The 13546-nt window shown below is 44.1% G+C and carries 16 protein-coding genes; 5 read left to right on the plus strand and 11 right to left on the minus strand.

All coding sequences use genetic code 11. From position 1 onward, the window contains the following. The first annotated feature begins 86 nt into the window (after nt 1–86). Both rsmD and ACMAZD_RS16840 read left to right on the plus strand, forming a co-directional pair. On the plus strand, nt 87–689 hold the full coding sequence (gene rsmD / locus ACMAZD_RS16835; protein WP_435248001.1) for a 16S rRNA (guanine(966)-N(2))-methyltransferase RsmD: 603 nt from the start codon (nt 87–89) through the stop codon (nt 687–689). A 10-nt stretch (nt 690–699) separates the two neighbouring features. Then, nucleotides 700–966, plus strand: a complete 267-nt coding sequence (locus ACMAZD_RS16840) for a DUF1145 domain-containing protein (protein WP_435248002.1) — start codon at nt 700–702, stop codon at nt 964–966. A gap of 144 nt (nt 967–1110) precedes the next feature. Here ACMAZD_RS16840 and ACMAZD_RS16845 read toward each other — a convergent pair whose 3' ends face one another. The 4 genes from ACMAZD_RS16845 to ACMAZD_RS16860 all read right to left on the minus strand — a co-directional run bounded on the left by ACMAZD_RS16845 (nt 1111) and on the right by ACMAZD_RS16860 (nt 4153). After that, nucleotides 1111–1695, minus strand: coding sequence for a YhgN family NAAT transporter (locus ACMAZD_RS16845; RefSeq protein WP_029223649.1), 585 nt, complete (start codon nt 1693–1695; stop codon nt 1111–1113). A gap of 209 nt (nt 1696–1904) precedes the next feature. Then, nucleotides 1905–2141, minus strand: coding sequence for a YecH family metal-binding protein (locus tag ACMAZD_RS16850; protein ID WP_435248003.1), 237 nt, complete (start codon nt 2139–2141; stop codon nt 1905–1907). A gap of 91 nt (nt 2142–2232) precedes the next feature. Then, the gene (locus ACMAZD_RS16855) at nt 2233–2853 is read right to left on the minus strand and encodes a lysoplasmalogenase (RefSeq protein ID WP_435248004.1); all 621 of its coding nucleotides are present in this window, start codon (nt 2851–2853) and stop codon (nt 2233–2235) included. Between the two features lie 925 nt (nt 2854–3778). Further along, nucleotides 3779–4153, minus strand: a complete 375-nt coding sequence (locus ACMAZD_RS16860; protein ID WP_435248005.1) for a DUF4145 domain-containing protein — start codon at nt 4151–4153, stop codon at nt 3779–3781. Nucleotides 4154–4397: 244 nt separating this feature from the next. Here ACMAZD_RS16860 and ACMAZD_RS16865 point away from each other — a divergent pair, with 244 nt between their 5' ends. Continuing rightward, nucleotides 4398–4727: a DUF2500 domain-containing protein gene (locus tag ACMAZD_RS16865; RefSeq protein ID WP_286295065.1), complete on the plus strand. Its 330-nt coding sequence runs from the start codon at nt 4398–4400 to the stop codon at nt 4725–4727. Nucleotides 4728–4756: 29 nt separating this feature from the next. On the opposite strand, the gene ACMAZD_RS16870 is transcribed toward ACMAZD_RS16865, so the two are convergent. The 7 genes from ACMAZD_RS16870 to rhtB form a co-directional block, all read right to left on the minus strand. Beyond that, complete coding sequence (locus ACMAZD_RS16870) at nt 4757–5770, minus strand: acyltransferase (protein ID WP_435248006.1); 1014 nt, start codon at nt 5768–5770, stop codon at nt 4757–4759. Between the two features lie 139 nt (nt 5771–5909). Next, nucleotides 5910–7130, minus strand: coding sequence for an organoarsenical effux MFS transporter ArsJ (arsJ, locus tag ACMAZD_RS16875; RefSeq protein ID WP_435248007.1), 1221 nt, complete (start codon nt 7128–7130; stop codon nt 5910–5912). A gap of 97 nt (nt 7131–7227) precedes the next feature. Next, nucleotides 7228–7737, minus strand: a complete 510-nt coding sequence (locus ACMAZD_RS16880; RefSeq protein WP_435248008.1) for a cyclin-dependent kinase inhibitor 3 family protein — start codon at nt 7735–7737, stop codon at nt 7228–7230. A 186-nt stretch (nt 7738–7923) separates the two neighbouring features. After that, nucleotides 7924–8925 carry an ArsJ-associated glyceraldehyde-3-phosphate dehydrogenase gene (locus ACMAZD_RS16885; protein WP_435248009.1) on the minus strand — a complete coding sequence of 334 codons (1002 nt, stop codon included), beginning with the start codon at nt 8923–8925 and terminating at the stop codon, nt 7924–7926. Nucleotides 8926–9098: 173 nt separating this feature from the next. Next, complete coding sequence (locus tag ACMAZD_RS16890) at nt 9099–9440, minus strand: ArsR/SmtB family transcription factor (RefSeq protein ID WP_435248010.1); 342 nt, start codon at nt 9438–9440, stop codon at nt 9099–9101. A gap of 99 nt (nt 9441–9539) precedes the next feature. Next, entirely contained in the window at nt 9540–10760 is a 1221-nt protein-coding gene (locus tag ACMAZD_RS16895) for an EAL and HDOD domain-containing protein (protein WP_435248011.1), read from the minus strand. Nucleotides 10761–10804: 44 nt separating this feature from the next. Further along, a complete protein-coding gene (rhtB, locus tag ACMAZD_RS16900) occupies nt 10805–11422 on the minus strand; it encodes a homoserine/homoserine lactone efflux protein (RefSeq protein ID WP_435248012.1) in 618 nt (205 codons plus the stop codon). Nucleotides 11423–11503: 81 nt separating this feature from the next. On the opposite strand from rhtB, the gene ACMAZD_RS16905 reads away from it, so the two are divergent. Further along, nucleotides 11504–12484, plus strand: coding sequence for an alpha/beta fold hydrolase (locus tag ACMAZD_RS16905; protein ID WP_435248013.1), 981 nt, complete (start codon nt 11504–11506; stop codon nt 12482–12484). A gap of 187 nt (nt 12485–12671) precedes the next feature. Further along, nucleotides 12672–13499 (plus strand): Cof-type HAD-IIB family hydrolase, encoded by an 828-nt coding sequence (locus tag ACMAZD_RS16910; protein WP_435248014.1) that lies wholly within the window; start codon nt 12672–12674, stop codon nt 13497–13499. The last annotated feature ends 47 nt before the right edge of the window (nt 13500–13546 follow it).

Genomic DNA, 13546 nt, shown 5'->3' on the forward strand with positions numbered 1-13546 from the left:
ACTTTGTCATTGCAAATTTATCTAATACCCGAACCCAACTAAATTGGGCTCGGTATAGTATCACTTTATTAGCGGTCAAAAAATCTATGGTAAGACGTCGCCAGCAAAACACATCACAAAAAAAGCCATCCGGAGGCTTTGTTCGAATTATTAGTGGCTCATGGAGAGGTCGAAAACTGCCTGTTCATGACTTAGAAGGCTTACGCCCGACCATTAATCGAGTAAAAGAGACTCTTTTTAACTGGGTAGCACAAGATATCCCACACTCGACCTGCTTGGATGTATTTGCTGGTTCTGGTGGCCTAGGTTTTGAAGCGGCTTCTCGCCAAGCAAAATTAGTGACACTACTAGAAATGAATCAGAAAGCCGCTAAACAGCTTGCTGATAATGCAAAAGAGCTCAAAGCAGATAACATCAACGTGGTGAACACCGATGCAATCTCTTTCCTCAAAAAGCCGGGTACTCCTTACGATATGGTCTTTCTTGATCCTCCATTTCGTAAAGGCTTATTAGCTGAAACTGTAGAGCTTCTTGAGAGCAATGGCTGGCTTGCCGACAATGCCATCATTTACGTTGAGACAGAAAAAGAATTACAACTCGAAGCGATGCCAGAGAACTGGGAGTTGCACCGCGATAAGACCACGGGCCAGTCGAGCTACCGTCTGTTTAATCGAACCACTGAAGACTAGGAGTTATTGAATGAAGTTCTTACTTCCACTAGCAAAAGCAGCCATTGCCTTTGTTTGGTTTATCTTAATCGTCAACATTGTCTACCCATTCCCGGGTAATGCTGCGATTGCGCTTTATATCATGACAGCATTCTTGTTCTTCATGCACGGCCTGCAGATGCTGATCTTTATCGGTGCTTTCGGCGATAAGATCGAAATGTCACGTTGGGAAAAGTGGTCAATATTGATTTTCGGAGTCTTTGCCCTCCTCGATATCCGACGCAAACACATGATGTAATCGAGCTAGAGCCTAGATATACAAGCTTCAGTACACAGTACTCGATGCAGAAAGCCTAGTGACGAGAAAGATAAATACAAAAACGCCGCTCATTTGAGCGGCGTTTTTTTATTGTTCGAGAATAAATTGAACGATAAGAAAATGCTAAGACATGTAGCTTTTCACACCATCTAAGAACATTTGAGTCGACAGCATAACCAACAGTAAGCCCATTAGACGTTCTATCGCTTTCAAGCCTCTCTCACCAAGAATGCGTAGGAAGAAACCATTAAACATAAGAATGAAGAAGGTTACGCCCCATGCCAGTAAAACCGACAGAGACAACTCAAACATCTGGTCTGGGTTTTGAGTCGCCAAAAGAATCAGCGCAGCGATAACCGATGGGCCCGCAATCATTGGAATGGCCATCGGCACGATAAACGGCTCTTCACCCGCGGCTAAGCCTGTAATGCTGCCTGCACTTGGGAAGATCATCTTAATCGCAATAATAAAGAGAATGATACCGCCAGAAATACTCAGAGTTTCAGGCTGAACGTGCAAGAAGTTCATGATGCTTTGGCCAGCAAACAAGAACAGCAACAAGATAACGAGTGCAAACATCAGTTCACGAACGAGAACAATACGACGACGCTTAGGATCGATATGCTTAAGGATTGAGAGCACAATTGGCAGGTTGCCAAGCGGGTCCATAATAAGAAACAGCATGGTTGCTGCAGATAAAATTTCCATAAGTTTGTCTCGAAAAGCGTAAGTGCGCGGAGTATAGCAGCCTCAACATTGATTTTCGAACGCAGTAATAAACGAGTTAAATTATGCTATTTAAAAGGGAATTAACGAGAGCAAGTAGAAAAGAGAATTTAAGGAGTGGAACCGAAACATAGCATCCACTCTTCTTATCTATAAAAGCCAAAAGGCTCTAAAAACCAAATCATTGGTAATTAGTGGTTACACACACGTTCGCGATTGGTGCAAAGCTTATCATCGACAACCACAACCTTTTCCATCTTCAGGAAAAACTTAAGCAGGTCATCCAAATCTAAACCATTTAGCTTACAAGTATGGAAACGAGCTTCTGCGCCATACGTTTGAGCGAGTTCTTGTGTTAGCTCTTCGCGAGTCAGTGACTTCTCACTAAGCAGGTTTAAAACGTTGTGTGCGTGAATTTCAGTCGTCATAACTCTATCTCAATATTTAATGAATCAAACGTAGAGTACCGATTTTCAGCAAGCCTGCCTTGATGTAGCTCAGAGTTGAGAGTGCTCTACCCTAAATGGTTAGAGATGCCACGATAAGAGCGTGCGCTAGGAAGTAACTGCCCGTTACCCAAAGATAAGCGCCCTTGATTGGACTACGATAGCAATTGAGAGCATACGCCAATGCAGAAAGCAGCAGCACGCTACAGCCAGCAAAACCAACCGCGTGTGATAGCTGAGGCTCAAGTAACCAAACCTCACCAGATGCCCAAGCCAGCTGGATAAGCACAATGCCCATAATGACCACGGGAAAAACCAATCTATCTAAGCGTGGAAGAAGTAAGAAGAAAGCGACAACGCAGGCAGCCAACAATAATGCAAACAACCACCAAACCATCTCTCCTGAGAGTTGTAGCCAAAATGCCTTGCTATAACAGAGTTGAGCCAATAAAAAACAGACAAAATAAAGCGGTCGTTTTTGAGTCACCGTATGTAGAACATCAGCCACAGCCGAGATCGCTAAGCCAGCGATAACCCAATAAGTATATTCAGCAACGATCGATTGAGTGACCGCCACTACCGCCAACAAAACAAAGGTAAACACCTTGTACACTAAGGCCTGACCGATATGTCCATGTTTCGTCCCTGATATCGCTCCGATACCAGATAAAGAAACCGCTAACCAACTCCACATACCCATTGCCCTATTGCTTTAAAACGTCGCCAGTCTAGGCACACGAGTGTTGATGTAAAGCCTAAGCCCCTCAAAATTGGATCTTGATTACGCTTCCACTAAAAAGAGTCCTTTTCAGTTAAAGCAATGACAATTACGCGGAGATAGCAGTGATTCGTTTAAAAATAAAGCGATTCGCCGTAAAACCCCTTTAAAACGGCGTTACACGACTCAGATTTAAATTTTAGACACTTCTTGATCATTTAAATCCCAACAAACCACTAAATACTGCCAAAAATCACGACTAAAAGTGAAAAATCAACACAACAAAAAATACAAAAAACAAACACTTAATATCAAAAACCCAGACTTAACTAGCGAATAAAAAACTCCAGGCAACTCTAGGTTTGTAAAGTGAGAAACTTGTTTTTCTCATACCTAGAACTGTCATAATTTCCCAAGCCTCGAGTCAAAACAACCACCAAAACCGAGCTAAAAACCCAGAAACAAAACCAAATCAAACCTCACCACCACCAACCCCTATTAATACAGTTTAACAACCTTTAACAATATAAATCACAAATAAAAGCCAACACAAAACAGTAACTTAAAAAAAATAAGAACAAACATGAATCACAACGAACAAAATAAGAACACACCAAAACACACAGTTAAACAGAGCCAAAAAAGCCAAAAACCAATAGTTTCCTACTACTTTTGGAGCTTTCGAAAGTAATTATTGATCTAAACCTATAAGTGGGCTATTCTTTAAAACATAGCGAGAGACAACCCAATTTAGGAGTAGTGTTATGATTTCATCTTCGCAAAGACAAGGACTTGTAATGATCGCGGTAGTTGTAGGTCTTATGACACTACCGATGATGTACTAAGCAAGTTACAGATAAAAAAAGGGACGCTCATGGCGTCCCTTTTTTTGTTCAATTTTTCACTTCGAAAACAGATGCAGTGTTAACACATCCCAGTTCGCATAATAGAAACCCGCTGCGGCTAAAGTCATCGTCATCATCAGTAAGATCGCAACTCGCCAGATAAAACGACCGCTTCGTGGAGTCAGTTCCTTCTCACAGTCGTTACACATCATGATGAATTTATGCTGGTCTTCCAGTTGAGCGTCATGCTCATTCACTACCTTATTGCGACACGTTGCGATATAACGCAATTTGATTACCATATCGTGCGGTAGCCTTTCTTCACAGCTTGTCACAAGCTCGTGTAATCCTTCGCCTTCAGCGTGGTATTGAAGTCTCAATAATTTTTCAATATTGCGAGTTCTTGTCACCACTTTTTCAATATCGGTCATCTTAGCCCTCCCACTCCACACTATAATTCTAGTCGAGCATTTCCCTATTTTTATACAAATTCATTGCTATTTACTTAAGAAAGAGACAATAAATAACAATGCTTTATCCCAAGATTGCCATTAAATGTGATATCAGCCGAAAAATAATCAGCTTAGCTTACAGCAGTTCACGAATAGCGGCTTTAAACACATATCCCTATTGCCCGAAAGACTAGAATAACCATCACGACTACATGGAGGTTCTATGCCTAATTCACTCTTTCTTGCCATCTTTGCACTTGCTGGCCTTGCTGCTTGGGTATTTCTTGGTTTCTATCGAAAACACATGCAGGGTGATAACGCGCCAGAAAAGAAAGTGAATGTCACTGTACTAGACAAACAGTCGATCGACCTTCCTGACGCAGAGCCTGGCCAAGAAGATCAAGAGTACTGGATTTACGTTCAACGTGGTGTTGTTGGACCGAAGCGAGAATTCCAAGTCGGTATCCATTACTTTCATGCTCTTAACCCTGGAGATAAAGGAACTCTAACCTACCAGGGCGATAAGTTCTTACACTTTGCATTGAAACGTTAATCACTTCAATACAACCATCCTCAGCAGCACTAAGGCAATAGCCAACTCGTTTTCTCTGATTTAGAAACCAGCCAGCTCATCCATAAAGCCCCTGCACCACTGATCACTATCCATAATGGAATCACCCATGCAGGGTGTCCTTGGTACCAACCGAGCTCTTTCATTGGCCACAAGAAGATAGGGTGCAGCAGATAGATACCTAAGCTATGTTTACTGATAAAGCCAACCACTTGGTTACTTTTCTCAGATAACCCTTCTCCGTAGTAACGACACAGCATAAACACCATGCTCGCGGCTAATACGGTATTCAGCGTTTTGTAAGATAACCAACGACCAACCGTGTACTCCTCGGCAATTAAGCTCGCATCAACCACCATGTAGACTGTGGTTAACAATGCCAATGCGCCAAGCCCCACACTCACACCAACGGTTAACTTGTCAAGTGGCACCTTCTTGTACAACAGGTAACCCAGTGGCAAGTAGCCAGTGTAAAGCCACAACTCGTGACTCCATGGGCCATCTATCCTGAGTAAGAACAGTAAAGTCGTAAATAACCAAACCGCAGTGAAACCATAAACGGCCTTGTCTCCATACTTTCTGACCATGACCTGTAAGAAAGGAATCACGAAGTAGAGCGGGATAAAGTAATAGAAGAAACCAAGGTGGTAATAGGTGTAGTGATGGTAGCTGTTGAGCAACACCTCCCAACTCACGTCGGCATCAAAGCCCATCGCAGACCAACCAGACAGGTAGGTATAGAAAAGCGACCAGACAATAAAAGGTATCAGTACCTTACCTAGGCGGCGCTTGAGGTAATATTTGGCGTCAAACGGGCGCTGATCGCTCAGCATCAACGCGCCACTAATCAAAATAAACACTGGTACAGCCCAGCGACTGAAGCCATTGACGGTGATCGCCGTTAACCACTCGCCGAAAGGAATGGTTCCTAGCTCATTTCGATAAGGAGCTAAAACATGAATCGCAATAACCGCTACAGCCGCGACACATCGTGCTAAATCAAAAAAGAGAATTCGCTGCTTCATGTAAATGCCTGATTAATATTCAATCATTCTACTATAGCAATAAAAAAGCTGACCGGAATAAATACCAAGTCAGCTTATTGTTAAAGGAGAAGCATATCGCGAATTAAGATCGTTCGACTTTAGCTCTTGCGAATGAGGATCATGCGGCTGACGCTTGCGGCAACTTAGGTAAGCGCAAAGAGATTACCGTCGTTATAGCTAAGAACGCGAACGATACCCACAAACACGCAGACAAACCGGCCATTTGAAATACCAAGCCCGATAGAATAGTGCCAATCAGACGGCCCATCGCATTCGCCATGTAGTAAAAACCGACGTCAAGCGACACACCATCGCCCTTCGCATAACTGACAATCAGGTATGAGTGAAGTGATGAGTTCACCGCAAAAATGGCGCCAAATACCATCAAACCACCGATGATAACCAGCTCGGGTTGCCAACCAATCTGTACCGCATAAGCAATACCGGCGGTCACGATAGCCAATGCACCCGTCCACAATAGCGCTGCATGGCCATCAGGCACCTTGCCTTGCGCTTTACCGGTAATCTTAGGTGCAATGCCCTGTACAAAGCCATAAGCGATGGTCCAAGCCGCTAAGAAGCCACCAACCCATGAGTGATCCCAACCAAACACGCTGCCTAGATAAATCGGCAGAGCAATTACAAACCACACGTCACGAGCGCCAAACAGGAACATACGCGCTGCCGATAAGATATTGATGGATTCAGACTTAGAGAAAATCTGTTTGAACTTGGGTTTGGTTTTCGCTTTACCCATGTCCGCTTCTAAGCTCACCAAACTGCCAATGAAGACCAATGTCAGCACAGCAGCCATCGCTAGCACTGCGTATTGGAAATCAATCGTCGAAAGCAGTAAGCCACCGATAAAGAACCCGGCACCTTTCAGTGCATTCTTAGATCCGGTCAGAATCGCAATCCACTTATAAAGCGCGCCTTGCTGCTCGTCCGGGACCAAGGTTTTGATTGAGCTCTTGGCACTCATCTTATTGAGGTCTTTAGCGATACCAGACAACGCCTGCGCGGCCATCACCCAAGGGATGGTCAACATTGCGCTTGGCACCGCCAGCATACCCAAGGCGACAACTTGCATCCCTAAGCCGATGTTCATGGTCTTATTGAGTCCAAGACGAGCCCCTAACCAACCGCCGATGAGGTTAGTCACCACACCAAAGAATTCATAAAAAAGGAACAGTGAGGCGATCTCTAACGAACTGTAGCCAAGGTCGTAGAAATACAGAACCACCAGCATACGAAGTGCACCATCAGTAATGGTGAAATTCCAGTAGTTGAAAGTCACCAACATGTATTGGCGAACGCTCTTACTTAGATTTGAAAACATAACGCTATCTCTGCAATCTAAACAAAAAGAGCTTTTGGATCATGATAAGTTCAATACTCCAGATACCAAAAGCTCCTTGTATAACAACCATGGCTTACTAGCTATTCGCTACGCCATTAATGTACTCAACCTGAATGGGTTTAGTAAAAGCACCTGGACGAAGCGCCTGAACTTCTTGAACAATCTTATTCAGGTCCCAACTCTTCTCTAACAGCAGATGTGCAGCCAACAAACCAGTACGGCCAGAACCGCCCATACAGTGCATCGCTACCTTGCCACCGTTATCCACGACTTGGTGTAGTGCAGGGCTCGCTGCTTGCCATTTCGCAGCAAAATCAGCACCCGGTGCACAGTCGTCTTCTATTTCGATTTGGAACCATTGCATGCCTAGTGCTTGCGCTTTCTCGCCTAATTCAGCAACGTTCTTGCTCGCCAGTTCTTCACTGTCTAAAGCTGTCACAATCGCTTCCACACCTTGCGCTTTAAGTTGCGTTAAAGATGCATCTAAGTCAGCTTCTTTAGTACCTGGACACGGAGTAAGCACTAACGCACCAGTGTCTAAATCTAGTTGCCATGTTGGGTGTACTTGAGAATTTGTCATCATCAATCTCTTAAAATTCTTTTATATATAGACCGATACTCAAAATAATTGGAGTTGCAGCTAGGTAACGTTTTCCCTACAAAGAAATGAAGTTCAGCCCTATGAGCATAGATTTCCTATGTAATTAGGGCGGCCGGCGATCCGGTGAACTTACGCAGTTAACAACGCTTGCAGCTTCAAGTATGAAGAGTATTAAGCGAGGCCGACTGTGCGTGCTAACTCAGCGGTGCGCGTTGCGTAGCCCATCTCGTTGTCGTACCAAGCGTAGATCTTAACCATGCGCTTACCAACTAACATGGTTGATAGTGCATCTACGATCGTTGAACGTTGGTCGCCTTTGTAATCGATAGAAACCAGCGGACGCTCTTCAAAACCGAGAATGCCTTTCAGTTCGTTCTCAGAAGCTTCTTTCAGCATCGCGTTAACTTCTTCTGCTGTTGTGTCTTGCTTCACTTCGAAAATGATGTCAGTCAGAGAAGCGTTCGCTAGTGGTACACGAACTGCGTGGCCGTTGATGCGATTTTCAAGCTCTGGGAAGATCTCAACAATCGCTTTAGCGCTGCCCGTCGTTGTCGGGATAAGGCTCATGCCACATGCACGTGCACGGCGTAAGTCTTTATGGGGCGCATCAAGAATAGTTTGCGTGTTGGTTAGATCATGAATAGTAGTGAAGGCTGCGTTTTCGATACCTAACTTCTCATTGATCACTTTAACCACAGGCGCGAGACAGTTGGTTGTACAAGACGCTGCGGTTACGATTTTGTGTACAGCTGGGTCGAAGATGTTGTCGTTCACACCAACAACAATGTTTGCAATGCCTTCTTCTTTCACTGGTGCCGATACCACAACGCGCTTCACGCCTTGCTCAAGGTATTTGTTCAGGAAAGATGCCTTACGGTGAACACCGGTCGCTTCAATCACCACATCACAGCCAGACCAATCGACCGTGTCGATGTCGCGCTCTTTGGTGGTTTTGATGCGTTGACCGTTGATGATCATCTCATCGCCTTCAACAGACACTCCGTGGTTCCAACGACCTTGAACTGAATCGAACTCTAGAAGGTGAGCCAGTGTCGCTGTATCGCCAGCAACATCGTTGATTTGAACAAATTCTAGCTCAGCCCAATCGAATGCTGCGCGAAGTGCTAGACGGCCGATACGGCCAAAACCATTAATACCTACTTTGACTGTCATTTTCTGTTCTCTCAGTTAATTGCTTTCATATTTGAAGCCGCAGCGTTGTTGACTGCGTTCACTTACCGGAACACCGGCCGCCCAAATCACATAGGATATCTATGCTCATAGGGATAAGTTCACTTGTCGCCTAGCTGCAACTCCAACTATTTCGGCAATAAGTTTTAATGTATTTAAACGCAACATTGAGGGCGTGAAGTTATCGCTTCTAAACGCTCAATATCTTGTTGGTATTCAGTTTTCAAACAGTTCGATGCGATAAGGTCATCAATTAACTTTAGCATCCAACCCGGTAAATCTTTGGCAAGGCGGTAGAACACCCACTGTCCTTGGCGAACATCCGTCAAAATGCCATTTGAGCGCAACTGTGCTAGGTGACGGGAAACCTTTGGCTGACTTTCTTGTAATGCCTGAGTGAGTTCACCAACAGACAAGCACTCATTGCGCACTATCAACATTAAGCAACGCACTCGCGTTTCATCAGACAGTAATTTAAAAAATTGGTGAGGAAGCATAGCTATATACTCATATATGGATATGCGTATATATTAGTTATAAAAAAACGCACGTCAAGGCGTGCGTTTCAATTGTCATAAAAATTTAACGAAGAGAAATCAGAGCTGATTGGTTACGTTATGACTCCAGCGTTGAGCTTCAGTGAGTTCGGTTTTGACCTGCTCAACATTCAGTCCCAAATGAGCACAGTGCTTATCAATCTGTTGCCAATCAGCATGTTCAAAGCTCTCTTCAAGCGCTAAAAGCGTTCCATATGGCCCTTCTCTGCGTAACAAAGCGACCTTGATGGTTTTAGATAATGGGAGTTGTTCAACAAGGTTTTCTAGCGATAAATCTAACAGAGCGTCGAGCGACGAAAACAAGCCAATCATAAAGGCTTGTTCAGCATGCCCTGAAAATGGCTGATAACGAGACATACGCTGACAGAACTGAGCTCTCTGAAGCGATAAGCTGTATAACTCTTTCGGTTTCTTATCTGACACATAAGAAGCCACCGCCAACGAAACAAACATTTTGAGTTTTTCTTGCCCTAGATAAACCAAGGCCTGACGGAAAGAAGAAATTGTCACTTCAAGACGCGGCGACATGGAATTTACGAAGCGTAAAAGCTTGTATGACAACGCCACATCTTTGGCTACGATATTTTCAACTCGTTGAAAATCGACGTTGGCTTTACACACTTCTTGAAACAGCTCCATAGCAATCACCTGCTCTGGGCTGATGTATTTGGTTTTAACTATCTCTGGCTTACTGAAGAAGTAACCCTGAAAAAATCGAAAACCCGCTTCTTTGGCTTGTTGGAATTCTTGTTCGGTTTCGACTCGCTCAGCCAGAAAGCTAAACTTCTGCCCTTGGTGAGCCTTAACTAACTCACACGCTTCATCCAAGCCCATTTGCATAATATCGAGCTTCACAATATGCGTGTATTTTAGGAAACGTTCCCATTCTGGCGTCGAAGTAAAATCATCTAGGGCAATCATGTAGCCCGCTTGGTAAAGTTCTTTAACAGCTTCTAATAACTGGTCTGTCGGTTGGCAGGTTTCAAGGATCTCAACCACCACCTTGTCTTTAGGCAAGCTCAAAGGCAGCCGACGGATCAAACTTTGATACGGGAAGTTAATAAAGCAGCGTGAAGATGGGATCGAAGGGTTGAGTCCAACCGATAAGAAGTTCTCAACAATCAGACGATACGTTGCTCGATTAGACTCAATATGCGCAGGATAGGCATTCCTTTCTCCATCGCGAAACAACAGCTCATAACCAAGCGTGTTCTTGTTACGATTTAAGATAGGTTGTCTAGCAACGTAGGTAGCGGTCATTTATTGATAACTCTATTGGTTTAACGATAACTCTATTGCCTAAACTAAGCTTTCGCGGCAGCCAGCAAAGCCCCGCAGCCCATGAACATACCACCAAATATTTTATTTATCTTACCCATTACGCGATCAGAACGAATAAAACGCCCCATTTGTGAAGCTAATGAGGTGTAACCCAACATAACCACGCTATCAATGAATACAGTCGTTACACCAAGCACTAATAGCTGTGGAGCCTGAGGCTGTGTCGGATCGATAAATTGAGGAAACAGTGCCACCAAAAATACGATAGATTTCGGGTTGGTAAGATTAACCAGCACGGCATTTCTCAACAATCTTCCGCTCGATAATGTTGTGCTCTCTTCTGAAGCCACCAAGCTAGAATTATCACGCCACTTTTGAATGCCCAACCACAAAAGATAAGCCACACCGACCCATTTGATGATAGTGAACGCCAACGCGGATTGAGCGACTAATGCACCAATGCCTGCACCCACCAGCATGATGTGAAATGCTAGACCGAGCTGTAAGCCTGCGATCGACACGAGCGACTTCTTGGTGCCATAACTTAGCCCATTGCTGATTGAATTAACGGTACCAGAGCCCGGAGCCAAACTAAACAAAATCGCCGTGACGACATAAGCAAGCCAAACATGAGTATCCATTTGCATTTCCTTACTAGTTCTTTAATCTAACAACATTAGTAGCGCTAACGCTCTCACATGCATCAGTTCAGGTAGTTTCCCATGGAAAACCACAGTGCCGCCCTGTTTTCGTACACGCAAGAACCTGAGTTCGAGCAAGCGATTAAACACCCGATCCCTGCCCTTTGGCAACAACGAAAAGATGGGTATGTCACATCATCTGGTAAAAAGAAGCTGTACTGGTGTAGCCTAACCTCACCGAAGCACACCAAAGCCATTGTAATTTCAAATGGTCGCATCGAGTGTTGCTTGAAATACCAAGAACTCTTTTATGACTTCTATCAACAAGGCTATGACGTTTATTCATTTGACCACCAAGGTCAAGGCCTGTCGGAACGTATGGTAACAGACTCTGACATCGGTCACATTCATGAGTTTGATGATTATGCGTCAGATATGTCCGACATCATTGCCAGTTTTGACCTCAACCGATATTCCAATCGTTATCTACTCGCTCACTCAATGGGCAGCACGATAGCCACTCGCTACCTGCAAACTCACCCCGACCACCCATTTGACAAAGTCACGCTGTGCGCACCCATGTTTGGGATCAATACTGAATGGTACTTCAAGCCCATCGCGATAGTTGTTGGGCAAGTACTCACGGCTTGCTATGCCAAGCCGACTTATGCCCCAGGCCAACAAGCGTATTACTCGAAGCCCTTCGAAAATAATTTATTAAGCCACAGCAAAATTCGTTACCAATGGTTCCGTCGCCTGTATGACGAGTCACCCTCTTTGCAGGTGGGTGGACCAAGCACACGCTGGGTATGGCAAGGATTAATGGCGGCCAAGCAGGCAATCCAGCAAACTCGTCAAATCAAAATCCCTCTGCTATTGATTCAGGCTGGAGAAGAGAAGATTGTGAGTAACGATGCTCAAATGAAGTTCATCAATAAGCTGAAGAAAACCAACTCAGCCAGCCAGTTTAAGGCCATTGAAGGGTCTAGACATGAGGTGTTGTTTGAGAAGGATGAGTATCGCAATCAAACACTGGATGCTATTAACCAGTTTTTTGTTTAACGCTCGCACACCAATAGAAAGTAACGAATAACAAAATAAGCGCTAAAGAGGAAGAGAAGTTAGTGAGCTTTGCCCTCTTTTCTTGCATGAATTTGGCATACAATTTCTAGATAAAGATATTGTATTTCAAAGGGCACTGACATTGGTTGGTGTCGATATTGGTTAAGCATTTTGCAATGAGGGTTAAATGACTATTCCTGCACTCAAAGATTCCGTGAAAATTGTTGCCTCTGATCTAGATGGTACGCTTTTGGCTCCCAACCATCAGTTAAGCGATTTTACCAAGCAAACACTCACGAAGTTACACGAACAAGGTTATACCTTTATCTTCGCAACAGGTCGTCACCATGTTGATGTTGCCGGTATTCGTAAGCAAACGGGCATTCCTGCTTACATGATCACCTCGAATGGTGCTCGCGTGCATGACCAAGACGACAATCTAATGTATGCCAAGAACATCCCTGCCGAATTAGTGCAAAGTGTTGTGGATGTGTTTAAGAAAGACCCTGAAATCTTCATCCATATCTATATGAACGATGAGTGGTTACTGAATCGTGATGACGAAACAATGAAAAAGTTTCACGATCAAACAGGTTTCACATACGGACTGTACGATGCAGATAACGCACCGAGTGAAGGCATTGCTAAAATCTTCTGTACTCACCCAAATAAATCACATGAACACCTTGTTCCTTTTGAAGATGAGCTCAATGCTCTGTTTGGTGAAAAATTGAATGCCGCTTTCTCAACACCTTGGTGCTTGGAAGTGATGGCTGCAGAAGTATCTAAAGGCGATGCGCTACAAGCCGTGGCTCAATCTATCGACCTTGAGCTAGAAAACTGTATTGCTTTTGGTGATGGCATGAACGATGTCGAACTATTATCAATGGCAGGTAAAGGCTTAGTGATGGGTACATCCCATGAAAAAGTACTTAAAGCACTGCCTGATAATGAAGTGATTGGCAGCAACGCCGACGATGCAGTTGCGCACTACTTAGAAAAGCACCTGCTTTAATCTAGTCAAAAAAATCTGAATAAATAAAAAGGCAGCCAATGGCTGCC

It is taken from the genome of Vibrio sp. nBUS_14 (assembly GCF_051201655.1).
Lineage (GTDB): Bacteria > Pseudomonadota > Gammaproteobacteria > Enterobacterales > Vibrionaceae > Vibrio.

What these genes read in the sequence shown, in the direction of transcription:
- arsJ (WP_435248007.1), bottom strand. Translation starts at nt 7,130, where the DNA reads ATGTTTTCAAATCTAAGTAAGAGCGTTCGCCAATACATGTTGGTGACT.
- ACMAZD_RS16905 (WP_435248013.1), top strand. Translation starts at nt 11,504, where the DNA reads ATGGAAAACCACAGTGCCGCCCTGTTTTCGTACACGCAAGAACCTGAG.
- ACMAZD_RS16865 (WP_286295065.1), top strand. Translation starts at nt 4,398, where the DNA reads ATGCCTAATTCACTCTTTCTTGCCATCTTTGCACTTGCTGGCCTTGCT.
- ACMAZD_RS16885 (WP_435248009.1), bottom strand. Translation starts at nt 8,925, where the DNA reads ATGACAGTCAAAGTAGGTATTAATGGTTTTGGCCGTATCGGCCGTCTA.
- ACMAZD_RS16840 (WP_435248002.1), top strand. Translation starts at nt 700, where the DNA reads ATGAAGTTCTTACTTCCACTAGCAAAAGCAGCCATTGCCTTTGTTTGG.
- ACMAZD_RS16860 (WP_435248005.1), bottom strand. Translation starts at nt 4,153, where the DNA reads ATGACCGATATTGAAAAAGTGGTGACAAGAACTCGCAATATTGAAAAA.
- ACMAZD_RS16870 (WP_435248006.1), bottom strand. Translation starts at nt 5,770, where the DNA reads ATGAAGCAGCGAATTCTCTTTTTTGATTTAGCACGATGTGTCGCGGCT.
- ACMAZD_RS16910 (WP_435248014.1), top strand. Translation starts at nt 12,672, where the DNA reads ATGACTATTCCTGCACTCAAAGATTCCGTGAAAATTGTTGCCTCTGAT.
- rhtB (WP_435248012.1), bottom strand. Translation starts at nt 11,422, where the DNA reads ATGGATACTCATGTTTGGCTTGCTTATGTCGTCACGGCGATTTTGTTT.
- ACMAZD_RS16890 (WP_435248010.1), bottom strand. Translation starts at nt 9,440, where the DNA reads ATGCTTCCTCACCAATTTTTTAAATTACTGTCTGATGAAACGCGAGTG.
- ACMAZD_RS16895 (WP_435248011.1), bottom strand. Translation starts at nt 10,760, where the DNA reads ATGACCGCTACCTACGTTGCTAGACAACCTATCTTAAATCGTAACAAG.
- ACMAZD_RS16850 (WP_435248003.1), bottom strand. Translation starts at nt 2,141, where the DNA reads ATGACGACTGAAATTCACGCACACAACGTTTTAAACCTGCTTAGTGAG.
- ACMAZD_RS16855 (WP_435248004.1), bottom strand. Translation starts at nt 2,853, where the DNA reads ATGTGGAGTTGGTTAGCGGTTTCTTTATCTGGTATCGGAGCGATATCA.
- rsmD (WP_435248001.1), top strand. Translation starts at nt 87, where the DNA reads ATGGTAAGACGTCGCCAGCAAAACACATCACAAAAAAAGCCATCCGGA.
- ACMAZD_RS16845 (WP_029223649.1), bottom strand. Translation starts at nt 1,695, where the DNA reads ATGGAAATTTTATCTGCAGCAACCATGCTGTTTCTTATTATGGACCCG.